Annotated in this window: 21 protein-coding genes; 8 read left to right on the forward strand and 13 right to left on the reverse strand. The window is 59.1% G+C overall.

Going from position 1 to position 21636, the window contains the following annotated elements; genetic code table 11:
* Positions 1 to 300: 300 nt before the first annotated feature.
* Positions 301 to 864 (reverse strand): D-glycero-beta-D-manno-heptose 1,7-bisphosphate 7-phosphatase, encoded by a 564-nt coding sequence (gene gmhB / locus ACTJJ6_RS22045; protein ID WP_015378880.1) that lies wholly within the window; start codon positions 862 to 864, stop codon positions 301 to 303.
* Between the two features lie 188 nt (positions 865 to 1052).
* On the opposite strand from gmhB, the gene metN reads away from it, so the two are divergent.
* From metN to proS, 6 genes are all read left to right on the forward strand, one after another.
* Positions 1053 to 2084, forward strand: coding sequence for a methionine ABC transporter ATP-binding protein MetN (gene metN / locus ACTJJ6_RS22050; protein ID WP_016929862.1), 1032 nt, complete (start codon positions 1053 to 1055; stop codon positions 2082 to 2084).
* Positions 2077 to 2730: a methionine ABC transporter permease MetI gene (locus ACTJJ6_RS22055; protein WP_004932010.1), complete on the forward strand. Its 654-nt coding sequence runs from the start codon at positions 2077 to 2079 to the stop codon at positions 2728 to 2730. Before metN ends, ACTJJ6_RS22055 begins: the two co-directional genes overlap by 8 nt.
* A gap of 39 nt (positions 2731 to 2769) precedes the next feature.
* Positions 2770 to 3585: a MetQ/NlpA family lipoprotein gene (locus ACTJJ6_RS22060; RefSeq protein ID WP_033639535.1), complete on the forward strand. Its 816-nt coding sequence runs from the start codon at positions 2770 to 2772 to the stop codon at positions 3583 to 3585.
* Between the two features lie 114 nt (positions 3586 to 3699).
* Complete coding sequence (gene rcsF, locus ACTJJ6_RS22065) at positions 3700 to 4104, forward strand: Rcs stress response system protein RcsF (protein WP_025304011.1); 405 nt, start codon at positions 3700 to 3702, stop codon at positions 4102 to 4104.
* A complete protein-coding gene (gene tsaA / locus ACTJJ6_RS22070) occupies positions 4101 to 4808 on the forward strand; it encodes a tRNA (N6-threonylcarbamoyladenosine(37)-N6)-methyltransferase TrmO (protein ID WP_004932003.1) in 708 nt (235 codons plus the stop codon). Before rcsF ends, tsaA begins: the two co-directional genes overlap by 4 nt.
* A gap of 120 nt (positions 4809 to 4928) precedes the next feature.
* Positions 4929 to 6647: a proline--tRNA ligase gene (gene proS / locus ACTJJ6_RS22075; RefSeq protein ID WP_028127522.1), complete on the forward strand. Its 1719-nt coding sequence runs from the start codon at positions 4929 to 4931 to the stop codon at positions 6645 to 6647.
* A gap of 60 nt (positions 6648 to 6707) precedes the next feature.
* Here proS and nlpE read toward each other — a convergent pair whose 3' ends face one another.
* The 3 genes from nlpE to ACTJJ6_RS22090 are packed head-to-tail and all read right to left on the reverse strand — an operon-like array spanning position 6708 to position 8386.
* Positions 6708 to 7391 (reverse strand): envelope stress response activation lipoprotein NlpE, encoded by a 684-nt coding sequence (nlpE, locus tag ACTJJ6_RS22080; protein WP_151254489.1) that lies wholly within the window; start codon positions 7389 to 7391, stop codon positions 6708 to 6710.
* Between the two features lie 29 nt (positions 7392 to 7420).
* Positions 7421 to 7834 (reverse strand): alternative ribosome rescue aminoacyl-tRNA hydrolase ArfB, encoded by a 414-nt coding sequence (arfB, locus tag ACTJJ6_RS22085; RefSeq protein ID WP_028127523.1) that lies wholly within the window; start codon positions 7832 to 7834, stop codon positions 7421 to 7423.
* 3 nt (positions 7835 to 7837) lie between these two features.
* Positions 7838 to 8386, reverse strand: a complete 549-nt coding sequence (locus ACTJJ6_RS22090) for a YaeQ family protein (protein WP_015378883.1) — start codon at positions 8384 to 8386, stop codon at positions 7838 to 7840.
* 213 nt (positions 8387 to 8599) lie between these two features.
* On the opposite strand from ACTJJ6_RS22090, the gene ACTJJ6_RS22095 reads away from it, so the two are divergent.
* Both ACTJJ6_RS22095 and rof read left to right on the forward strand, forming a co-directional pair.
* Complete coding sequence (locus ACTJJ6_RS22095; RefSeq protein ID WP_004931993.1) at positions 8600 to 8800, forward strand: YaeP family protein; 201 nt, start codon at positions 8600 to 8602, stop codon at positions 8798 to 8800.
* On the forward strand, positions 8787 to 9050 hold the full coding sequence (gene rof / locus ACTJJ6_RS22100; RefSeq protein ID WP_004931991.1) for a Rho-binding antiterminator: 264 nt from the start codon (positions 8787 to 8789) through the stop codon (positions 9048 to 9050). The genes ACTJJ6_RS22095 and rof overlap by 14 nt, the downstream gene beginning before the upstream one ends.
* A gap of 50 nt (positions 9051 to 9100) precedes the next feature.
* Here the strand turns inward: rof and ACTJJ6_RS22105 are convergent, their stop codons facing one another.
* The 9 genes from ACTJJ6_RS22105 to accA all read right to left on the reverse strand — a co-directional run bounded on the left by ACTJJ6_RS22105 (position 9101) and on the right by accA (position 21625).
* Positions 9101 to 9415: a c-type cytochrome gene (locus tag ACTJJ6_RS22105; RefSeq protein WP_016929871.1), complete on the reverse strand. Its 315-nt coding sequence runs from the start codon at positions 9413 to 9415 to the stop codon at positions 9101 to 9103.
* Positions 9415 to 10746, reverse strand: a complete 1332-nt coding sequence (tilS, locus tag ACTJJ6_RS22110; RefSeq protein ID WP_164053598.1) for a tRNA lysidine(34) synthetase TilS — start codon at positions 10744 to 10746, stop codon at positions 9415 to 9417. The genes ACTJJ6_RS22105 and tilS overlap by 1 nt, the downstream gene beginning before the upstream one ends.
* A 56-nt stretch (positions 10747 to 10802) precedes the next feature.
* Positions 10803 to 12248: a dipeptide permease DtpD gene (gene dtpD / locus ACTJJ6_RS22115; RefSeq protein WP_440804404.1), complete on the reverse strand. Its 1446-nt coding sequence runs from the start codon at positions 12246 to 12248 to the stop codon at positions 10803 to 10805.
* Positions 12249 to 12315: 67 nt separating this feature from the next.
* Positions 12316 to 14454 (reverse strand): lysine decarboxylase CadA, encoded by a 2139-nt coding sequence (cadA, locus tag ACTJJ6_RS22120; protein WP_016929874.1) that lies wholly within the window; start codon positions 14452 to 14454, stop codon positions 12316 to 12318.
* Between the two features lie 95 nt (positions 14455 to 14549).
* Positions 14550 to 15893, reverse strand: coding sequence for a cadaverine/lysine antiporter (cadB, locus tag ACTJJ6_RS22125; protein WP_033639529.1), 1344 nt, complete (start codon positions 15891 to 15893; stop codon positions 14550 to 14552).
* Positions 15894 to 16263: 370 nt separating this feature from the next.
* Positions 16264 to 17823: a lysine decarboxylation/transport transcriptional activator CadC gene (gene cadC / locus ACTJJ6_RS22130; RefSeq protein WP_049299751.1), complete on the reverse strand. Its 1560-nt coding sequence runs from the start codon at positions 17821 to 17823 to the stop codon at positions 16264 to 16266.
* Between the two features lie 89 nt (positions 17824 to 17912).
* Positions 17913 to 18302 (reverse strand): VOC family protein, encoded by a 390-nt coding sequence (locus tag ACTJJ6_RS22135; RefSeq protein ID WP_079450528.1) that lies wholly within the window; start codon positions 18300 to 18302, stop codon positions 17913 to 17915.
* A 107-nt stretch (positions 18303 to 18409) separates the two neighbouring features.
* On the reverse strand, positions 18410 to 20554 hold the full coding sequence (locus ACTJJ6_RS22140) for a lysine decarboxylase LdcC (RefSeq protein ID WP_016929878.1): 2145 nt from the start codon (positions 20552 to 20554) through the stop codon (positions 18410 to 18412).
* A gap of 111 nt (positions 20555 to 20665) precedes the next feature.
* Complete coding sequence (accA, locus tag ACTJJ6_RS22145) at positions 20666 to 21625, reverse strand: acetyl-CoA carboxylase carboxyl transferase subunit alpha (RefSeq protein ID WP_004931972.1); 960 nt, start codon at positions 21623 to 21625, stop codon at positions 20666 to 20668.
* Positions 21626 to 21636 lie beyond the last annotated feature (11 nt).

A 21636-nucleotide genomic window follows, 5' to 3' on the forward strand; every position in this document is an offset into this window, starting at 1 on the left:
TTTTGCATCCGAAGATGCTGGATATCGTCTTGTGGAGTGCCCACACAGATTGTCTGATAAATTGTTAAAGAGCAGTGAGTTAGGCGCTTTCGCTTGCTAACTCGAGGTGGCGTATATTACGCTTTCCTCTTTCAGAGTCAACCCTAATTTTCAGGATTTTTTCTCTTTCTTCCCGGCCGCTGTGTGAAGTGAATCACTTGCGCCGTGTCGATGGAGGCGCATTATAGGGAGCCGGTTCAGAATGACAAGCGATAATATGCATTTTTTATCTGACCGCTCACTATTCATTCGTAACGCCTATTAAACCCGCTTTTTGATGGCTGCCGGCAGGTCCGCCAGGCTATTTAGCACCCAATCGGCCAGCTTTTCGCCCTGCTCCGTCACCGGCTTGCCGGTACGCACCAGCACCTTGGTGCCGACGCCGGCCGCGATCGCCGCCTGCATGTCTTCCGGTTTATCGCCCACCATATAAGAAGCGGCCATATCGATGTTCAATTCCTGCTGCGCTTGCAGCAGCATGCCCGGCTGCGGTTTACGGCAGTCACAGACCTGACGATACTCTTCCACTACCGCCTCAGGATGATGCGGGCAGAAATAGATGCCGTCGAAGTCGACGTCGCGATCGGCCAGCGACCAGTCCATCCACTCGGTCAGGTACATAAACTGGTCTTCGCTGAACTTGCCGCGCGCAATGCCCGACTGGTTGGTCACCATCACCAGCGCGAACCCCATCTTTTTGAGTTCGCGACAGGCGTCAATCACGCCGTCAATAAAGTGGAAGTTGTCGATTTCATGGACATAACCATGGTCAACGTTAATCGTACCGTCACGATCGAGAAAAATTGCTGGAACGCTTTGTGTCACCGCTTTGCTCCTGAGGGGCTGAATACGCTGACAGTATCGCATGTTTTACCCCGCACTGAGAACGCCGGAGAACGTCGCTGGTCGTTGACTTAGACGTCTAGACGCCTTAACATCTGATCCATACCTTGGTTCCACGCCGAGGTTTACTTTTATCTAGCCACGGGCAACCACGCTAAAATAAGAAGAATATGATTAAACTTTCTAACATCACTAAAGTGTTCCAGCAGGGTTCGCGCACCATTACCGCGCTCTCTGACGTGACCCTTCACGTCCCTGCCGGGCAAATCTATGGCGTTATCGGATCTTCCGGCGCCGGCAAAAGCACGCTGATTCGCTGCGCCAACATGCTTGAGCGCCCGACCTCCGGCCAGGTGCTGGTCGATGGCCAGGATCTGACGTCTCTGTCGGAAAGCGAACTGACGCGCGCCCGTCGCCAAATCGGCATGATCTTCCAGCACTTCAACCTGCTCTCTTCCCGCACGGTGTTCGGCAACGTGGCGCTGCCGCTGGAACTGGACAATACGTCGCGCGCCGAGATCAAAAAGCGCGTGACCGAACTGCTGGAGCTGGTCGGCCTGGCGGACAAACACGACGCCTACCCGGCCAATCTGTCCGGCGGCCAGAAACAGCGCGTGGCGATCGCCCGTGCGCTGGCCAGCAATCCCAAAGTGCTGCTGTGCGACGAAGCCACCAGCGCGTTGGATCCGGCCACCACCCGTTCCATCCTGGAACTGCTGAAAGACATCAACCGCCGTCTGGGTCTGACCATTCTGCTCATCACCCATGAAATGGATGTGGTGAAACGCATCTGCGACCAGGTCGCGGTCATCAGCCAGGGGCAGCTGATCGAAAAAGACAGCGTCAGCGAAGTGTTCTCACACCCGAAAACCCCGCTGGCCCAGCAGTTCATTCAGTCCACGCTGCATCTGGATATTCCGGACGACTACGCCGCGCGCCTGTCGCCGGAGCGCCAGGGCGACCGTCAGCCGCTGCTGCGCCTGGAGTTCACCGGTCAGTCGGTCGATGCGCCGCTGCTGTCTGAAGCCGCTCGCCGCTTCAACGTGAACAACAACATTATCAGCGCCCAGATGGATTATGCCGGCGGCGTAAAATTCGGCGTGATGCTGGCGGAGCTGCACGGCAGCGACGAAGACGCGCTGGCGACGATTAAGTTCCTGCAAGAAAATCAGGTAAAAGTAGAGGTTCTGGGTTATGTCTGAGGCAATGATGTGGTTGATGGCGCGTGGCGTGTGGGAAACCGTCATGATGACCTTTGTCTCCGGCTTCTTCGGTTTCGTGCTCGGCCTGCCGGTAGGCGTGCTGCTGTATGTCACCCGCCCGGGGCAGATCATCGCCAACAATTCGCTGTATAAGATCCTGTCCGGGCTGGTGAACATCTTCCGTTCCATCCCCTTCATTATCCTGCTGGTTTGGATGATTCCGTTTACCCGCATGATCGTCGGCACCTCGATCGGCCTGCAGGCGGCCATCGTGCCGCTGACCGTCGGCGCCGCGCCGTTCATCGCGCGCATGGTGGAAAACGCCCTGCTGGAGATCCCGTCCGGTCTGGTGGAAGCGGCGCGCGCCATGGGCGCCACGCCGATGCAGATCATCAAGAAAGTGTTGCTGCCGGAAGCCCTGCCGGGCCTGGTCAACGCCGCGACCATCACCCTGATCACCCTGGTGGGCTACTCCGCCATGGGCGGCGCGGTCGGCGCCGGTGGTCTGGGCCAAATCGGTTACCAATACGGTTATATCGGTTATAACGCCACAGTTATGAATACCGTATTAGTATTACTGGTAGTTTTGGTTTATCTGATCCAATTCTGCGGCGATCGCATCGTCAAAGCCGTTACCCATAAATAATTTCACCGCATATTAATGCGAGTCTAATGAGGAAGGGATATGTCGTTAACATTTAAATCCATCGCGACAATTGGCGCACTGATCGGCACGCTGGCTCTGGCGGGCTGTGGCCAGGATGAAAAGAATCCGAACCACATCAAGGTCGGCGTAATCGTCGGCGCAGAGCAGCAAGTGGCTGAAGTGGCGCAGAAAGTGGCGAAAGAGAAATACGGTCTGGACGTTGAACTGGTCACCTTCAACGACTACGTGTTGCCTAACGAAGCGTTGAGCAAAGGCGATATCGACCTGAACGCTTTCCAGCACAAGCCATATCTGGATCAGCAAATCAAAGATCGCGGCTACAAACTGGTGCCGGTCGGCAACACCTTTGTTTACCCGATCGCCGGTTACTCCAAGAAAATCAAATCGCTGGACGAACTGAAAGAGGGCTCTCAGATCGCGCTGCCGAACGATCCGACCAACCTGGGCCGTTCGCTGTTGCTGCTGCAAAAAGTCGGTCTGATCAAACTGAAAGACGGCGTTGGCCTGCTGCCGACCGTGCTGGACGTGACCGAGAACCCGAAAAACCTGAAACTGGTTGAGCTGGAAGCGCCTCAGCTGCCGCGCTCTCTGGACGATCAGCAGATCGCGCTGGCGGTGATCAATACCACCTACGCCAGCCAGATCGGCCTGACGCCGGCGAAAGACGGTCTGTTCGTGGAAGATAAAGACTCACCTTACGTCAACCTGCTGGTTGCGCGCGAAGATAACAAAGATGCGGAAAACGTGAAGAAATTCGTGCAGGCCTATCAGTCTGACGACGTTGACGCCGCCGCCAACAAAATCTTCAACGGCGGTGCGGTGAAAGGCTGGTAAGCGCTTATTCACCCATTTTATTCCTATAATTGCAAGACGGGCCAAGGCCCGTCTTGTTATTTCCGCCATAGATTGCTTCAATAGCGCCACTTTCATTAAGGCAGAGGAATCTCAATGCGTGTTTTACCTCTCTGTTTGTTAGCGCTCGCGCTGGCCGGATGTTCATCGCAACGTATCGCGCCATCCTCAACAAACAGCACCAGCAAGCCGACCACGACCGCCCCGGCCAAGACCACGCCGGCCGCCCGCCCCGCTCCGGTAAAACTGTATAAAAGTGCAGAAGAACTCGTGGGCAAGCCGTTCCGCGATCTGGGTGAAGTGTCCGGCGAATCGTGCCAAACCACCGTGCAAGACTCCCCACCGAATCTGGCTACCGCCCGTAAACGCATGCAAATCCGTGCGTCTTACATGAAGGCCAACGCCGTGCTGCTGCACGACTGCCAGATTGTCAGCGGCGTCGCCGGTTGTTACCAGCAGGCCGTTTGCCAGGGCTCGGCGCTTAACGTCTCGTCCAAATGACCGAATTCGTTTTCGAGCAGATCGGCGTGATCCGCTCGCCCTATAAAGAAAAATTCGCCGTGCCCCGCCAACCGGGGCTGGTCGAAGACGGCGGCGGCGAACTGCTGCTGCTGCCGCCTTACAACCAGGCGGAAGCGGTGCGCGGCCTCAGCGATTTCAGCCATCTGTGGGTGATGTTCATTTTCCATCAAACCATGGAAGGCGGCTGGCGCCCGACGGTGCGTCCGCCGCGTTTAGGCGGCAATGCCCGCATGGGCGTGTTCGCCACCCGCTCCACCTTCCGCCCCAACCCGCTCGGCATGTCGCTCATTGAGCTGAAGGGCGTGCGGGTGAAAAACGGTGAAGTGGCGCTGGAACTGGGCAGCCTCGACCTGGTCGACGGCACCCCGGTGGTGGACATCAAGCCTTATCTGCCGTTCGCCGAGAGCCAGCCGCAGGCCCGCGCCGGCTTTGCCCAGGCCGCGCCCGCCGGCGATATGCCGGTGCGTTTCGCACCGCAGGCCGAGCAACAGCTGCAGCAACATCAGGCGCGCTACCCGCAATTAAGGCGTTTTATCAGCCAGGTGCTGGCGCAAGACCCCCGTCCCGCCTATCGTAAAGGAGAGGACATCGAACGGGATTACGCCGTCTGGCTGTTGGATTTCAACGTGCGCTGGCGTGTCGTGGACGGCCACACCGAAGTGTTGGCGCTCGACCCGCGTTAAAATTCCGCCGCCTCTCTTTTGGCGACCCGCTCGCGCTGGTAAACTAAACCACTTTTGTCACTTTTGGCCGCCACTCTGGCAGCCCGATGCAATTTGCAGTTCTAACGGAACCAAAACACCATGCGTACTAGCCAATATCTGCTCTCCACACTGAAGGAGACACCTGCCGACGCCGAAGTGATCAGCCACCAGCTGATGCTGCGCGCCGGGATGATCCGCAAGCTGGCCTCCGGTCTTTACACCTGGCTGCCGACCGGCCTGCGCGTTCTGAAGAAGGTTGAAAACATCGTTCGCGAAGAAATGAACAATGCTAACGCGATCGAAGTTTCCATGCCGGTGGTTCAGCCTGCCGATCTGTGGCAGGAAAGCGGCCGTTGGGAGCAATACGGCCCCGAGCTGCTGCGCTTCGTCGACCGCGGCGATCGTCCGTTCGTGCTGGGCCCAACGCATGAAGAAGTGATCACCGATCTGATCCGCAACGAGATCAGCTCGTACAAGCAGCTGCCGCTGAACTTCTTCCAGATCCAGACCAAGTTCCGTGATGAAGTGCGCCCGCGTTTCGGCGTGATGCGTTCCCGTGAGTTCCTGATGAAGGATGCCTACTCCTTCCACACCTCACAGGAGTCTCTGCAGGAGACTTACGACGCGATGTACGAAGCGTACAGCAAAATCTTCAGCCGCATGGGCCTGGATTTCCGCCCGGTGCAGGCGGATACCGGCTCGATCGGCGGCAGCGCCTCGCACGAATTCCAGGTGCTGGCGCAGAGCGGTGAAGACGATATCGTGTTCTCCACCGGTTCCGATTTCGCCGCCAACATCGAGCTGGCGGAAGCGGTCGCGCCGGCAGCGCCGCGCGCGGCGGCCAGCGAAGAGCTGCGCCTGGTGGATACGCCGAACGCCAAAACCATCGCCGAGCTGGTCGAGCAATTCCAGCTGCCGGTGGAAAAAACCGTGAAGACGCTGATGGTGCGCGCCACCGAAGAGAGCGGCCACAAGCTGGTCGCCCTGCTGGTGCGCGGCGATCACGAGCTGAACGAAGTCAAGGCAGAGAAGCTGGCGCAGGTTGCCGCGCCGCTGACCTTCGCCACCGAAGAAGAAATTCGCGCCATCGTCGGCGCCGGCCCGGGTTCACTCGGCCCGGTCAACTTGCCGATGCCGGTGGTAGCCGACCGCAGCGTGGCGGCGATGAGCGACTTTGGCGCCGGCGCCAACGTTGACGGCAAACACTACTTCGGCATCAACTGGGAGCGCGATCTGCCGCTGCCGCAGGTGGCCGATATCCGTAACGTGGTGGAAGGCGACGCCAGCCCGGATGGTCAGGGCACGCTGCTGATCAAACGCGGCATCGAAGTGGGCCATATCTTCCAGCTCGGCACCAAGTACTCGGAAGCGATGAAAGCGACCGTGCAGGGTGAAGACGGCCGCAACCAGGTGCTGACCATGGGTTGCTACGGCATCGGGGTCACGCGCGTCGTGGCCGCCGCCATCGAGCAGAACCACGACGAACGCGGCATCATCTGGCCGGACGCCATCGCGCCGTTCCAGGTGGCGATCCTGCCGATGAACATGCACAAGTCGTTCCGCGTGCAGGCGCTGGCGGAAGAGCTGTACAACACCCTGCGCTCCCACGGCATCGATGTGATCCTCGATGACCGCAAAGAGCGTCCGGGCGTGATGTTCGCGGATATGGAGCTGATCGGCGTGCCGCACTCTATCGTTATCGGTGACCGTAACCTCGACAACGAAGAGATCGAGTACAAAAACCGCCGCGTCGGCGAAAAGCAAATGATCAAAACCGGTGAAATCGTTGATTTCCTGCTGGGCCAGATCAAACGCTGAGCGACGAACGCCAGAAAATAAAAAACCCGCCTAGGCGGGTTTTTTTATGTCCGAAAACGCTTACTTGCTGCTGCAGTTCTTGCTGCGGTCGAACGCGATTTTGCCGTCCGGCACCACCGCCTTCTCTATCTGCCCTTCTTCCATCGATGGCTGCACGCTGAAGTGCGCATTGAAGGTCAGGAACACCGGCTCGCCGGCATTTTTGTTGGCTTTGGCGTAACCTTGCTCCAGCGCGATGTTATTATCCACCGGGAACGTGATGCCGGTAGCGCAGTCCTTAAAGACTGCCGCATCCGCCATATAGGTGTAACTGCCTTTCATCACCATCGGGGTTTTAGGCAACGGTTTTTCAATCGGCTCCAGACGGTAATTCAGCTTGGACTCGATCGGCGCGCCGCTGCGATCCAGCATCTCCAGGCTTTTGCCCACCGGACGGAAGTAACGTTTTTCACCGGTGCTGTCGGTCAGCACCAGCTTATCCGCAGTGCGCGCCCATTTGCCATAGTCGGCAAAGGTCTGATCGCCGTCTTTAGTGCCGCGATAGGTTTCCTGCAGCACAAAGGTGCCGTCTTCATCCAGGAACAGCGCCGTATCCAGCCCGCCGCAATCGGCGCAAGGCAACAATCCTTGATAACTCTGCGGCATCGCCTGCAGCGGTTGTTCCTTCGGCTGATAATGATTGTTGCATCCCAACAACGAGAGTGCGCCTGCCGCCAAGAACAGGGCTACCGTAATTTTCTTCACAGTTATTCTCCTACTGTGTTCATGTATTCCTAAGTGCGAACCTTGCCGCGCAGCGCCTTGGTGGCGCCTTTACGCGCCTTGCCTTCCAAACGGCGCAATTTCGCCCCTTTCGTCGGCTTGGTCGCCTTGCGCGTTTTTTCCACCACCATCGCCTGCCGAATCAGCGCGGCCAGCCTGGCCAACGCCGCTTCGCGATTCAATTCCTGACTGCGATACTCTTGCGCCTTGATAATCACCACGCCATCGGCGGTAATTAGATGGTGATTCAGCGCCAGCAGCCTTTCCTTATAATACTCTGGCAGGCTGGAGGCCCGAATGTCAAAGCGCAAATGGATCGCCGTTGAGGTTTTGTTCACGTGCTGGCCGCCCGCGCCCTGCGCGCGGATCGCCGTCAACTCAAGCTCATTATCCGGTATGGCGACGTTTCTTGACAGTTCCAGCACCGGTCACACCTGTGCCCGCTGCCACTCGGCAAACTGGATTTCCAGACTATTCTGAGCATCGGACAGCCAAATAGTTCCCTCCTGCAGCGTCGCCTGCAGCGTCATGGTGCGGCTGGCCAATGCCGTCAGGCGCGCCAGCTGTTCGTCATCGAGGAAGCGCACGCTCAGGTTCTTGTAGCCGGCCACTTTTCCCTGCATCGCCTGCCACCACACGTGCGCGGCGCGCTCGCCGTAAGCGTACAAGACCACGCGCGGCGACTGATTGCAGGCCTTGCGGATGCGTTTTTCGTCGGGCAATCCCATCTCGATCCACATTTCCAGCCCGTTGTGGTCGTTGCGCTGCCAGATCTCCGGCTCGTCGTCGGCGCTCAGCCCTTTGGTGAACACCAGCCGCTCGTCGGCATGACAGATCCAGGCCAACAGGCGCAGCATCATGCGCTGCTCGTTTTCGGACGGGTGTTGCGCCAGCGTCAGCGTGGCGTCGTGGTAGAAGTGACGATCCATATCAGCAATATTGACCGCGGCTTTATAAATGGTTGCTTTCAGCGCCATGGGTGACCTCGTTATTATCCGGCGACAGTGTACTTGATCAGGGCCAAACCCCGCCAGCGCGGCCAGGCTGCGGCAGTGCGAAAGGCGTGCCGGGGTGCTGATAACTCCATAACAGCTGTGCTATAGTCGTCTAGGATAGGATAAAACTCCGAGAGCCTGCGCCTCATCGCGAGAGCGGTCTTGATGATGCAGAGGTTCTTAAGGGAGGAAACTGTGCAACAATACTGTGAGTTAGTACGCCGTACTTACGCCGAGATTGGCAGTGGAGATCTTGGCTACGTGCCTGATGCGCTGGCTTGTGCGTTAAAGGCATTGGACGATGTCGCAGCGAACGATGCGCTACCGTCCTCCGTTAGGGAACAGGCGGCCTTTGCCGCCGCTAACTTATTGGTGAGCGACTATGTTGATGAATGATGAGTACCAACCCATCAATTGCGATGACTACGACAACCTGGAACTCGCCTGTCAGCATAAACTTATTCTGAAGCTGGAGTTACGCGACGGAGAAGTGATCGAGGCCAAGGCGATCGACCTGCTGCAAAAGAAACGCGTTGAGTATCTGACCATCGAACAGAACGGCCAGCAGCGCGACCTGCGCCTGGACCATATCAGCAGTTTCAGTCATCCGGAAATCGGTACCGTGGTCGTCAGCCTGTCGGACTGAGCAGCGGTAACCCCATCCCAACAGGGCAGCCCAACGGCTGCCCTCGTCATTTACGGCTTCAGGCTGGCGTAATAGGCCGCCAGATCGGCGATATCGTCATCCGACAGCCCCGACACATAGGCCTTCATCACCTCGGCCTGGCCCCCGTTGCGCTCCCCTTTCTTGTACGCCTGCAACGCGTGCTGCAGGTACATGGCGTTCTGCCCGGCCAGATTCGGGTACATCGGCACCGTCACCTTGCCCTGCGCGCCGTGGCACGCCGCACAGGCGGCGGCTTTCGCCTGACCGGCGGCCGTATCCCCCGCCGCCAACGCCGGCAGGCTGAACAGGCCGGCGGCCAACAGCGTGATCCCCACTAACTTCATCAGTGCTCCTCGCGATTATGATTTTTTTCCCAGCGCAGCCGCCACGGGCGTTCGCCTTCCGGCACCTGCCCCGCCTCACAGACAAATACGTCCAGCGCGGCGATCAGCTGCTCATCATAGTAAATCAACGGGATGCGTTCACGCTGCCAGGGGGGAATACCCAGTTCCTGCCACAGTTTTTTTATCGGCCGCGAATGGGCGCGCCCCACGATGCGCACCGCGCCCTGCACGCCGCCGAAACGAATGCTGATCTGCTGCGATGGCAGCGGCGCGCGCAGCGCCAGATCGCCCTCACCGGCAACCAACTGCCCCAGCCCGTCCGGCAACGTCAGCGTCTCGTCAGGCTGCCAAGGCAGATGCACATCGCGCAGCGCCGCCAGCGGCGGCAACAGGTGCAACCGACCGCGGAAACGGCGGATCTGATAGGCGCCGAGCTGCAGCTGCGGTTCGGCGTCTTCCCGGCTGAGCGCCACCTCCTCCCACAGGCGCTGTAGCTGCTCACGCGCCGGCATAGTGACGTTAAACAACGCGATCCAGCGCCTCAACAAAGCGAAGCGCCGCACCGGCGAACAGTCGGTCAGGCCGTCGATCGCCAATGAGCGGTCCGCCGCCAACAGGCTTTGCAGCGGTTCCGCCAGCAGTTCGTCCAGCAGCTGCTCCTGCTCGGCGCACAGGCTGGCGCTGCGCGCCACCGCCGAAGCGAAGTGCGGCCAGCGCTGGTTGAGCTGCGGCAACACCTGCAAACGCAGGAAATTGCGATCGAAGCGCGTGTCCTGATTGCTGTCGTCATCTATCCAGCTTAAGGCGTGGCGCTGCGCGTAGCTTTCCAGCGTTTGACGCGAGCAGCCCAGCAACGGCCGCAACAGCAAATGCTCGCCCAGCGTGGCGCGCGCCGCCATCGCCGATAGCCCCGCCGGCCCGCTGCCGCGCTTGAGCGCCAACAGGAAAGTTTCGCTTTGATCGTCAAGGTGTTGAGCGGTGAGCAGCGCTTCGCCCTCCGCCAGGGCGGCGCTGAAGGCGGCATAGCGCGCCTCACGCGCCGCCGCTTCGATGCCGCCCTGACGGGCATCCACCTGCACGTGCGTCACCGTCAGCGGGATCCGCCACTCGGCGCACCGGCTGCGGCAATGCTCAACCCAACGGTCGGCAAAGGCGCTCAGGCCATGATGCACGTGCAACGCGCGCAGCTGCAGCGCCGGACGTTGGCGGCGCAACGCCGCCAGCAGATGCAGCAGCACGCTGGAATCCAGGCCGCCGCTAAACGCCACCAGCAGCCGCTGCTGCGCGCCCAGCTGGTCCGCCACCCGCGTTGTTAATTGATCAGTATCCATCGGTAGGCTTTGTCACTTCTACATAGCTGCACGTTAACCCCGCCTACCGTCATCAATCAAGCATTAACCGTCCGGGCCTGGCGTCGCGTCAGCAGCCACCAGCCGCCCAGCACCGCGATCACCGCCAGCGCACATCCGGCCGCTCCCCAGCCGATCTGGGCGAAAATGCGGCCATACGCCTGCATCGCCGCCCCCTCGAGGTGATCTTCGGCGGTCTGATTGGCGATGATGCCCGCCAGGTAGTTGGCGATAGAACCGGTCGCCAGCATATAGATGCCGGTCAACACGCCGGTGGCGCCGGGGATATTCAGCCGGGTGATCTGCGCCATCGCCACCGGATCGATAAACAGTTCGGCGAAGCCCATCACCGCCAGGCCGGCGATCATCAGCCCCATCGACCCCGGCCCGTGCAGCCGCGTATTAAGCGCCATCAGCGTAAAGCCGACGCCGATCAACAGCAGACCGAAGGCGAACTTGCACCAGATGCGCAGCGTGCGGTCGCCATCGCCGCTCGCCAGCCATGCCAGCGCCACGCCGCCCAGCATCACCGCGCAAGCGTTAACCGACTGGAACAAGGCGGTCGGCACCGTCCAGCCGAACCAGCGCCGGTCGACGAAATGGTCGATAAACAGGCTGATGGAGCTGCCGCCCTGCTGGGCAAAGGCCCAGAACAGCGTGCCCAACAGCATCAACACCACGATCTGCCACAGCCCCCGGCGCTGGCCGGCGTCCGCGCGCAGCATAATGCGCGCCACCAGCGCCACCGCCGCCACGCACACCAGCCCGAGCAAATAGCCGGCCCAGTCGCGCATAAACAACAGCGTGAAGAACAGCGGCGATGCCAGCAACGCCGCCAACAGCCAGCCCCAGTGCGGCAGGCCCAGGCTTCTGGCGCGCATCAGCGGGGCATTCACGCCGCGAGTGTGGCGGAAATGACGCCCACCCAGCAGGAAGATCGCCAGGCCGGCGAACATGCCGATCCCGGCCAACGCAAAGCCGACGTGCCAACCATAGCGCTCGGCCGCCAGCCCGCAGGCGATCGGCGCCAAAATGGAACCGACGTTGCCGGCGGCGTACAGCAGCGAGAAGCCCCCTTCGCGCCGCGGATCCTGGGCCGGATACAGCTCGCCCAGCAGGCAGCTGATATTGGATTTGAACAGGCCGTAGCCGCAGATGATGATCGCCAGCGCCAGATAGAGCGACTGGGCAGAAACCGCGCTCAGGCCGAGCACGATATGCCCCAGGGTCATCAGCGCCGCGCCGGCGATCACCGCGACGCGGTTGCCCAGCAGGCGGTCGGCGAGCCAGCCGCCAAGAATCGGAGTGACGTAAACTAACGAAGCGTAAGCGCTGTAGAGATCGATGGCGCGGCTGTCGGTATAGCCGAGTTGGTGGGTCAGATAGAGGATCAGTAACGCACGCATGCCGTAAAAGCTGAAATATTCCCAAATTTGTATCGCTACGACATAGTAGATTGCGCGCGGCTGTGAGGGTGTTTTCATGGTGGTCTCCCATCAGTCGGTGAACGACAAAGGGGAAGCGCGAGGCCTCCCCTGTGATTGGCTGCGGTTATTTCGCCTTCAGCACTTTCACCCGATAACGTCCGTCCGCCTGACGGTAGGCGCCATGAATGTCGGTTTCAAAGCCCGGATAATGCGCGCCGATTTCGCACAGCATCTGCAGGAACTCCAGCACCGGCCGGCTCTCCTCGGTCAGCATTTCGCCCGGCATCACCAGCGGCACGCCCGGCGGGTATGGGAGGATCATATTGGCGTTGACCTTACCGACCATCTCTTCCAGATAGACCTCTTCCACTTCGCCGTGCAGCTCTTTCTGGAACGCCTGGTACGGATTCATCACCATGGTTGGCAGCACTTCGAACGCGCGGTACATCAGGTCCGGCAGGTTGTGTTGCTCCACCAGGCGGTGAATGTTCTGTGCCAGATCCTGAATGCGCATGTTTTCATAGAAATCAGGCGCTTCCTGATACAGCGAAGGCAGCATGTTTTTCACCCGCAGGTTCAGGTCGAACGAGCGTTTGAAGTCGGTCATCGCACGCAGCAGGCTGAGCGCCTTGGTTTTGTCGATGCCGATGCTGAACAGGAACAGCAGGTTGTACGGCCCGGTTTTCTCGACGATGATGCCGCGCTCGTCGAGGTATTTCGCCACGATGCTGGCCGGGATGCCGAATGGCTGCATCTCGCCTTCCTTGCTCATCCCCGGCGTCAAAATGGTGACCTTGATCGGATCGAGGTACATGTGTTCATTGTCGATATTCTTGAAACCGTGCCAGGCGCTGTCAGAGCGCAGCGGCCAGCACTCCGGCTCATCGATGTGCTCCGGCTGCCAGACGTCGAAGAACCAGCCGTCGGATTCGACTTTCAGGCGTTTGATCTCTTTACGGAACTTGATCGCGCGTTCGATAGAGCCGTGGATCAGGCGCTTGCCGGCGTTGCCTTTCATCATCGCCGCGGCGGTTTCGGTCGAGGCCACAATGCCGTAGTGCGGCGAAGTGGTGGTGTGCATCATGTAGGCTTCGTTGAAGGTTTCTTCGTTGATGTCGCCCTTCACGTGGATCATCGATGCCTGCGAGAAGGCCGCCAGCAGTTTGTGGGTGGACTGGGTTTCATAGATCACCTTGCCCTCCACGCGGCCGCCGCTCATGCCACACTTGCCTTTATAGATCGGATGGAAGTTGGTGTAAGGCACCCAGGCGGAATCGAAGTGGATAGACTTCACGTCCAGGGTGTTCTTGATAAAGTCGGTGTTGTACAGCAAGCCGTCATAGGTGGAGTTGGTGATCACCGCGTGCACCGGCCAGGTGGCGTTCGGGGTCTCCTTCACGCGTTTGGCGATGGTGGCGCGCTGGAACTCGCTCTGCGGAATACCGCCGAGGATGCCGTAGGCGTTGCGGGTCGGGCGGAAGTAGATCGGCGTGATGTCGCTCATCATCATCAGGTGAGTCAGCGACTTGTGGCAGTTACGGTCAATCAGCACCGTGCTGCCCGCCGGCGCCGAATACATGCCGACGATCTTGTTGGCGGTGGAGGTGCCGTTGGTCACCATGTAGCTGCGTTCGGCGTTGAACACGCGGGAAATGTACTCTTCCGCCTCTTTGTGCGGGCCGGAGTGATCCAGCAGCGATCCCAGCTCGGACACCGAAATCGAAATATCCGACTTCATGGTGTTCGGGCCGAAGAAATCGTAGAACAGGCTGCCCACCGGGCTTTTCTGGAACGCGGTGCCGCCCATGTGGCCCGGCGTACAGAAGGTGTATTTGCCTTCGCGCACGTATTTGAACAGCGCCTTGGTCAGCGGCGGCAGGATGGTGTCGATATACTCGTCGGTGTTCTGTTTGATCTTGGCGGCGATGTCGGTTGCCGCGCCGAGCGCATATTCGAAGAAGCGCACCTGCATGCGCAGATCGTTCAGGCTGACGTCCAGCGTCGAATAGGTGTTGGCGAATGCGTACAGCGGCATGTATTCGTTCAGTTGGCTGATCTCTTCGCACAGCTCCAGGTTGTATTTGTCCCAGTCGAAGATCACCCCGCACAGACGGGCGTTGTTCTCGATCAGTTTCAGCAGGTCTTCGCGATCGTTAGGGTAAACGATGCGGAAATCCAGACTTTCCAGCGCCTGATGCAGTTCACGGATGGGCTCTTCTTTGAAGTAGACACCCATGTGATTCATGATGGCGATAACGTTCATATGCATTTCTCCTGGCAAAGCAAGCCCCTTCCCGTCGCGGCTGACAGGTCGGAAAGAAAGGGGCTGGGTAAATTCAGTCGGTCAGCGGACGCGAATCAGTGCGCTTTGGCCGTGGTGTTTTCATCGACCGCCGCGGCGTTGGCAGCCTGGCGGGTATTCATTTTCCGGGCGTAGAACATCAGGATAATCAGGCTGATGATAAAGGTGCCGGACAGTTCGAAAGAGTTGGCGCCCATCAGCGCGATGAAGCAGAAGCCGCAGCCGCACACTGAAGCGATCAGGCTCAGCAGATTGCGCACGTTGACCCCTTCAAAGCGGATCAGGTCTACGCAGGAGTAGAAGTAAGGCAGCATGGTCAGCAGCACCGCGATGCCGGTCAGCTCGCCGAACAGGTCGGAGGCTTTGCCGCCGGCGGAGCTCATCAGGGTGATCAGCACCATCAGCGCGGTCATTTTGCAGCCGGCCAGCAGCAGGCCTTTCTTCGGAATGCCGTTTTTATCCAGCTCGCCGTACACTTTCGGGAAGTTGCCGTCGTTGGCGGCGCGCACCCCAGCCTGGCCGACCAACATCATCCACGAACCGAGCGAGGTCAGGCAGGCGAAGGCGGTGAAGGCGGAAACCATCGGTGCGGCCCAGTTGCCCATAATCGCCGAGGCGCTGATGGCGAACGGCGCGCCGCTGGCGGCCATTTCAGACGCCGGGAACATGCCGCTGATCACCTGGGTGGCGGCGATGTAGATGATGCCCGCCAGGCCGGTGCCGAGCATGGTCGCCAGCGGCACGGTGCGTTTCGGGTTTTTCACCATGCCGGTGCTGACCGCTGCGGACTCCACGCCGATAAACGCCCACAGGCACAGCAGGATGCTTTTGATGACCGCATGGCTGTCGGTGGTGCCGGAGGTATTCCAGTTAGCCTGATAGGTGGCGGCGTCAAACCAGTGCCATCCGAGGGTGGCGGTCACGATCACCGGGATCAGCACCAGCACCAGGCCCAGCGTGGTCAAACGGCTGACCCAGGTTCCGCCCAGCATGTTGACGAAGGTGAAGACCCACACGATGGCGATACAGGCGATGCCGGCGGGCACCGGGTTGTTCAGCGCCGGGAAGAAGGTGGAGAGATAAGAAACGGCGGTAATGCCGATGGCCAGGTTGCCGATCCAGTTGGCATGGTAATAAAGCACGCCGGTCTGGAAACCGAAGGCCGGGGAAATTTCACCCGCGTAGGCGATAGGGCCGCCCTGCTGCGGGTTTTTGGTGGCGAGGCGGGCATACACATAAGCCAGCGACATCGCCCCGATAATCGAGATCACCCATCCCCAAATAGCGATGGATCCGAGACTCGCCAGGTTGGCGGGCAATAAGGCAATCCCGCTCCCCATCATATTACCGGCGACCACGCCGGTGCAGGCAATAAGCCCTATTTTCTTGGGTGAAGCCATGGTCAGTTTCTCCTGATTTACGTTTCTTATAAGCCACACCCATAAATAAAAGATTTTAATGAGCCGGCTTGATTGTCAGGATGCTAACCATCGGGGGGAATAAAGTCATAAAGATAAAGTGAGATTACGCTCATGATCATACAAATGATAACCTGAGGTTTTTCATTAACACATCAAGATAAAAAGACAGGCTAAAGAAAAGATAAACATCATTTAAAAACAAAAAGATGACAAGGTTAATGACGCATAACAAATGGCAAAAAAGAAATAATATCGCGCAGCAAAATAATACATTCATGCAACATTGCTTCACCAATAAATAACGCCGCCATGATTCCCGAAGAATAAGGGCGGCGTGATATTGGATTAATTATTGGCGCTGATAGTTATTTAAATAAGGCACTACGTTGGTCAATGACGTCTGGAATACGCCATTGGAGATCCAATGCAAGGTATCCTCACCGGGGCGAAGATTGAAGGCGGTAATATAAGAGTCGGCCGCCAAATGATTCTGCCCCTGCATTTCATACACCTTGCCCAGCAGCACATAATTCAGCCACGACATTTGCAACTCAATCCCCAGATCGATCGCCCGGTGCGCCTCGTCAATCCGCCCCTGCGTCAAGGCATCTACCGCCAGAACTTGCTGCACGATCGGCGTGTTTTTCAATTCCGGGATCGTCGCCAGATGGCTGATATCGGCACGCAATTGAGCCAGCCCCTGGCTGTCGAACGGTTGATAAGAGTTGCGCAGCAGATCCACCAGCGCTTTTTCCGCCAGCAGGTAGTGGAAATTCGGCGCGCTTTTAATCAGCTCGCTCAGCTGCGCGCTGGCGCGAGTCAACGAATCGGCGTCGCCGTGGATCAACAATTGATGCGCCTGGTAGAAGCGCTGCAGCAGCGGCCCGTTGTCCGGCAGCAGCTGCGCCAGACGCTGTTCCAGCTGCGGCGGCCAGGGCTGTTTCAGCGCGGCGGACAGGCTGGAGAGGAAGTCGCTTTGGATCTTCAGCTGATTATCGGCGGTAATGAAGTAACGCTTGTCCAGCATGACAGAGCTGTCGGCGTTATCCACCAGCCGCACGGAGAGGAAACACTGCTGGGCGCGGTAGTGGCGCTGATTGACGAACTCGATATACAGCGACTTGCCCGAATTGCTGGGGCCGGAATAGTTGTAATTGGTTTGGTCATGCACCAGGAAGGTCGAGTAGGTGTTGAGCGAATCGGTGATCAGCTCGCTGACGCCCACCACGTAAGAGAGCTGGGGCATCCAGTTGCTGCAGCTCTCGCCGCCCTGGATGCGGATATCGATATCGCGCGGGTTGAGCAGCACCGGCATGGTCGATACCGGCACGCGCTGCGACAGCGTGGCGATGCCGACAAACGCCACGCAAACGCTGAGCGCCGCCAGAAACGCCAGCCACACCCAGAAGGTCGGGCGACGATAAAAACGCGGCTGCTTTTCGCCAGGCGCGTCAGACGGCGCGCCGCTTGCCCGGCGCGGCGGCACGTACGGCGTCTCGTCGTCATCATCGCTGCCGTCTTCCGGCTCATGCATGATCACCGCGATCTGCGGCGCCGGTGCAATAGCGGGTTGTGTCTCCTCCTCTTCACACCAGATCACCGACGTCGCCAGCTTATACCCGCGCTTGGGCACGGTGATAATGTATTCCGGGCTGTCGCTGTCGCCGTCTTTCAGGTACTTGCGCAGCTCTGAAATACATTGGGTCACCACGTGGTTGGTGACAATATTGCGCTTCCAGACGTTGTCGATCAGCTCGTCGCGGCTCAGCACCACGTCGGGGTGCCGGGCAAAATAACACAGCATGTCGATCAGGCGCGGTTCCAGCGTTTTCTGGCGACCATCGCGGCTGATGGTGTTGTCGGCAGGAGTAACCAGCCACTCCCCGACGCGAAAAGCAGGCTCTTGCATGGCGGAAATAACTCTGTAGGCATGTAGGGCAAGGGCGCGATCATAGCATAATCGCCCCCGGCTGTGGCCGCCGGGAGGCGATTAAGCCGTTAACTCTCGTATAATTCTAACGGTAAACCATCGGGATCGCTGAAAAAGGTAAATCGGGATTGGGTGTAGGGATCGACACGCACCGGTTCGCAGGCGACGCCGGCCGCCTGCAGATGAGCGATGGCCTGATCGATGTCGTCGACGCTGAACGCCAGATGACGCAGGCCACAGGCCTCCGGGCGGCTGACGCGAGCCGGCGGCGAGGGGAACGAAAACAGCTCAATGGTGTATTGCCCGTTGAGCGCCAGATCCGCTTTCCAGGAGTCGCGCTCCTCGCGGTAGACTTCACTCAGCAGGGTAAATCCGAGAATGTCGCAGTAGAAATGCTTGCTGGCGGCGTAGTCCGCGCCAATGATCGCGATGTGGTGCACCTGACGTAACGCCAGCATAGAAACTCTCTTCTATTCGTTTTGATGAGGCACGGTATCCGGCGGCGACAATGCCGTCAATGAAAAAGCCCGACGTATCCTGCCAAACCGCCGGGCGCGTTATGCCATTATGGCTGTGGGGCTTTCAGCACCTTCACCAGATAACGCCCATCCTCCGTCAGCTTGGCGCCGTGGATATCGGTTTCAAACCCGGGATAGCGCTCGCCGATCGAACACAGCATCAGCAGAAAATCGAGCACCGCCCGGCTCTCTTCGGTGATCATTTCACCCGGCATCACCAACGGCACGCCCGGCGGATAAGGCAGGATCATATTGGCCGCCACCTTGCCCACCAACTGATCCAGATCGCAGGTTTCGACATTGCCGCGCACCTGCTCCTGGAACATCTGGTGCGGCGTCAGCTTCATTTCCGGCAGCACATCGAACGCCCGCTGCATCAGGCCTGGCAGATCGTGTTGGCGGATCAGGCGATGAATGCCGGCGGCCAAATCCTGGATGCGCATATGGCGATAGAAATCCGGATCCTCGGCGTACAGATCCGGCAGCATGTTCTTCACCCGCAGGTTGAGATCGTAGGCGCGCTTGAAGTCGGTCAGGCCGCGCAGCAGGCTCATCGCCTTGGTTTTATCGATGCCGATGCTGAACAAGAACAGCAGGTTGTACGGCCCGGTCTTCTCCACCACGATGCCGCGTTCGTCGAGGTACTTCGCCACCAGCGCCGCCGGGATCCCCTCTTCTTCCAGCGCGCCCAGCTCATTCATGCCCGGCGTCAGGATCGTCACCTTGATCGGATCGAGATACATATGATCGCGATCGGTCTGGCCGAAACCATGCCAGTTATCGTCCGGATCCAGCGGCCAGCACTGTGCCTCATCGATCTCTTCCGGCTGCCAGATATCGAAGAACCAGCTGTCGCTCTCCTCGCGCAGCCGCTGCACCTCCCGGCGAAAATGCAGCGCGCGCTCCACCGAACGGTTGATCAAACGGCGCCCCGGGTTGCCGCGCAGCATGGCGGCGGCGGTCTCCATCGACGCCACGATGCCGTAGTGCGGCGAAGTGGTGGTGTGCATCATGTAGGCTTCGTTGAAGGTGCTCTCATCGTAGTCACCCTTGATATGAATCATCGAGGCCTGCGAGAAGGCGGCCAGCAGCTTGTGGGTAGACTGGGTTTCGTAGAAAACCTTGCCGGGCACCCGCTCGCCGCTCATGCCGCTCTTGCCGTCGTAAATCGGGTGGAAGTTGGTGTAAGGCACCCAGGCGGAATCAAAGTGAATCGACGGCACCTCCAGCGTCTGCTTGATGTAGTCGGTGTTGTACAGCAGGCCGTCATAGGTGGAATTGGTGATCACCGCGTGCACCGGCCAGGTGGCGTTCGGCGTCGCCTGCACCCGGGCGGCGATGCTCTCGCGAGTGAACTCGCGCTGCGGAATCCCGCCGAGGATGCCGTAGGCGTTGCGCAGCGGGCGCAGATAGATCGGCGTGATATCGCTCATCATCAGCAGGTGGCACAGCGATTTGTGGCAGTTGCGGTCGATCAGCACCGTGCTGCCCGCCGGCGCCGAATACATGCCGACGATCTTGTTGGCGGTGGAGGTGCCGTTGGTGACCAGATAGCTCTGCTCGGCGTTGAAGGTGCGCGCGATGTACTCTTCGGCCTCCAGATGCGGGCCGGTGTGATCCAACAGCGACCCGAGCTCGGTGACCGAAATCGAGATATCGGCCTTCAGGGTATTGGCGCCGAAGAAGTCATAGAACAGGCAGCCTACCGGGCTTTTCTGGAACGCGGTGCCGGCCATGTGGCCCGGCGTGCAGAAGGTGTACTTCCCTTCGCGCACGTAGTTGAACAGCGCCTTGGTCAGCGGCGGCGTAATGGTGTCGATGTATTCCGCGGTGTACTGCTGGATGCGCTGCGCGATGTCGTCTGCCGCATTCAGGCCATACTCGAAGAAATAGAGCACCATGCGCATTTCATGCAGGCTGACGTCGAAAGTGGAGTGGGTATTGATAAAGGCATACAGCGGCAGGTATTCGTTCAGCTCGTTGATCTCGCTGCACAGCTCCAGGCTGTAGTCGTCCCAGTCGAAGATCACCCCGCAGATGCGGGCGTTGGCTTCGATCAACTTCAGCAGGTCACCGCTGTTTTTGGGGTACACCAGCTGGAATCCCATGGCGGCCAGCGCAGCGTGGAGCTCGCGAATCGGCTCATCTTTGTAGTAGACGCCCGTCGGGCCCATGATGGCGATGATATTCATCGGCAGCTCCTGTCAGTTAACGGCCAAGTCTCTATAACACCACGAAAATCCGACGGTGTGTAGCCCAAAAAAAACCGCCCGGAGGCGGTTTCTTGCAGCGAAACACAGAACTCAGCAGTAGCCGTAGTTCATCAGACGCTGGTAACGGCGGTTGAGCAACTCTTCGTCGTTCAGGCCATCCAAATCTTTCAGATCGGCGAGCAGCTGCGCTTTCAGCGCGGCGGCCATCGCCGGCACGTCGCGGTGCGCGGAACCGAGCGGCTCCGGGATCACCGAGTCGATCAGCTTCAGCTCTTTCAGACGCGGCGCGGTGATGCCCATCGCTTCTGCGGCCAGCGGTGCCTTATCGGCGCTCTTCCACAGGATGGAAGCACAGCCTTCCGGCGAAATCACCGAGTAAGTGCTGTACTGCAGCATGTTCACCTTGTCGCCCACGCCGATCGCCAGCGCGCCGCCGGAGCCGCCTTCGCCGATGACGGTGCAGATGACCGGCACGTTCAGACGCGACATCTCACGCAGGTTGCGCGCGATAGCTTCCGACTGGCCGCGTTCTTCCGCGCCCACGCCCGGATAAGCGCCAGGGGTATCGATAAAGGTGATGATCGGCATCTTGAAGCGCGCGGCCATTTCCATCAGGCGCAGCGCCTTGCGGTAGCCTTCCGGCGCCGGCATGCCGAAGTTGCGGCGGATCTTCTCTTTGGTCTCACGGCCTTTCTGGTGCCCGATGATCATCACCGGACGGCCATCCAGGCGCGCAATGCCGCCGACGATCGCTTTGTCGTCAGCGTAAGCGCGATCGCCCGCCAACTCTTCAAAGTCGGTAAAGATGTGTTTGATATAATCCAGGGTATAAGGACGGCGCGGGTGGCGTGCCAATTGGGCAATTTGCCAAGCCCCAAGATCGGCAAAAATCTTGCGCGTCAGCTCAACGCTCTTTTCACGCAGGCGCTGAACCTCTTCGTCCAGATTAATATCTAATTTTTCGTCTTGACGGCTGACTGCAGTCAGCGAGTCAATTTTCGCTTCCAGCTCTGCAATCGGCTGTTCAAAATCAAGAAAATTCAGACTCATAGCATTCCTAT

Source organism: Serratia sp. 22278 (assembly GCF_052045405.1).
Taxonomy (GTDB): domain Bacteria; phylum Pseudomonadota; class Gammaproteobacteria; order Enterobacterales; family Enterobacteriaceae; genus Serratia; species Serratia marcescens.

What these genes read in the sequence shown, in the direction of transcription:
- metN (WP_016929862.1), top strand. Translation starts at nt 1,053, where the DNA reads ATGATTAAACTTTCTAACATCACTAAAGTGTTCCAGCAGGGTTCGCGC.
- ACTJJ6_RS22055 (WP_004932010.1), top strand. Translation starts at nt 2,077, where the DNA reads ATGTCTGAGGCAATGATGTGGTTGATGGCGCGTGGCGTGTGGGAAACC.
- ACTJJ6_RS22060 (WP_033639535.1), top strand. Translation starts at nt 2,770, where the DNA reads ATGTCGTTAACATTTAAATCCATCGCGACAATTGGCGCACTGATCGGC.
- rcsF (WP_025304011.1), top strand. Translation starts at nt 3,700, where the DNA reads ATGCGTGTTTTACCTCTCTGTTTGTTAGCGCTCGCGCTGGCCGGATGT.
- tsaA (WP_004932003.1), top strand. Translation starts at nt 4,101, where the DNA reads ATGACCGAATTCGTTTTCGAGCAGATCGGCGTGATCCGCTCGCCCTAT.
- proS (WP_028127522.1), top strand. Translation starts at nt 4,929, where the DNA reads ATGCGTACTAGCCAATATCTGCTCTCCACACTGAAGGAGACACCTGCC.
- ACTJJ6_RS22090 (WP_015378883.1), bottom strand. Translation starts at nt 8,386, where the DNA reads ATGGCGCTGAAAGCAACCATTTATAAAGCCGCGGTCAATATTGCTGAT.
- rof (WP_004931991.1), top strand. Translation starts at nt 8,787, where the DNA reads ATGTTGATGAATGATGAGTACCAACCCATCAATTGCGATGACTACGAC.
- ACTJJ6_RS22105 (WP_016929871.1), bottom strand. Translation starts at nt 9,415, where the DNA reads ATGAAGTTAGTGGGGATCACGCTGTTGGCCGCCGGCCTGTTCAGCCTG.
- tilS (WP_164053598.1), bottom strand. Translation starts at nt 10,746, where the DNA reads ATGGATACTGATCAATTAACAACGCGGGTGGCGGACCAGCTGGGCGCG.
- dtpD (WP_440804404.1), bottom strand. Translation starts at nt 12,248, where the DNA reads ATGAAAACACCCTCACAGCCGCGCGCAATCTACTATGTCGTAGCGATA.
- cadA (WP_016929874.1), bottom strand. Translation starts at nt 14,454, where the DNA reads ATGAACGTTATCGCCATCATGAATCACATGGGTGTCTACTTCAAAGAA.
- cadB (WP_033639529.1), bottom strand. Translation starts at nt 15,893, where the DNA reads ATGGCTTCACCCAAGAAAATAGGGCTTATTGCCTGCACCGGCGTGGTC.
- cadC (WP_049299751.1), bottom strand. Translation starts at nt 17,823, where the DNA reads ATGCAAGAGCCTGCTTTTCGCGTCGGGGAGTGGCTGGTTACTCCTGCC.
- ACTJJ6_RS22135 (WP_079450528.1), bottom strand. Translation starts at nt 18,302, where the DNA reads ATGCTGGCGTTACGTCAGGTGCACCACATCGCGATCATTGGCGCGGAC.
- ACTJJ6_RS22140 (WP_016929878.1), bottom strand. Translation starts at nt 20,554, where the DNA reads ATGAATATCATCGCCATCATGGGCCCGACGGGCGTCTACTACAAAGAT.
- accA (WP_004931972.1), bottom strand. Translation starts at nt 21,625, where the DNA reads ATGAGTCTGAATTTTCTTGATTTTGAACAGCCGATTGCAGAGCTGGAA.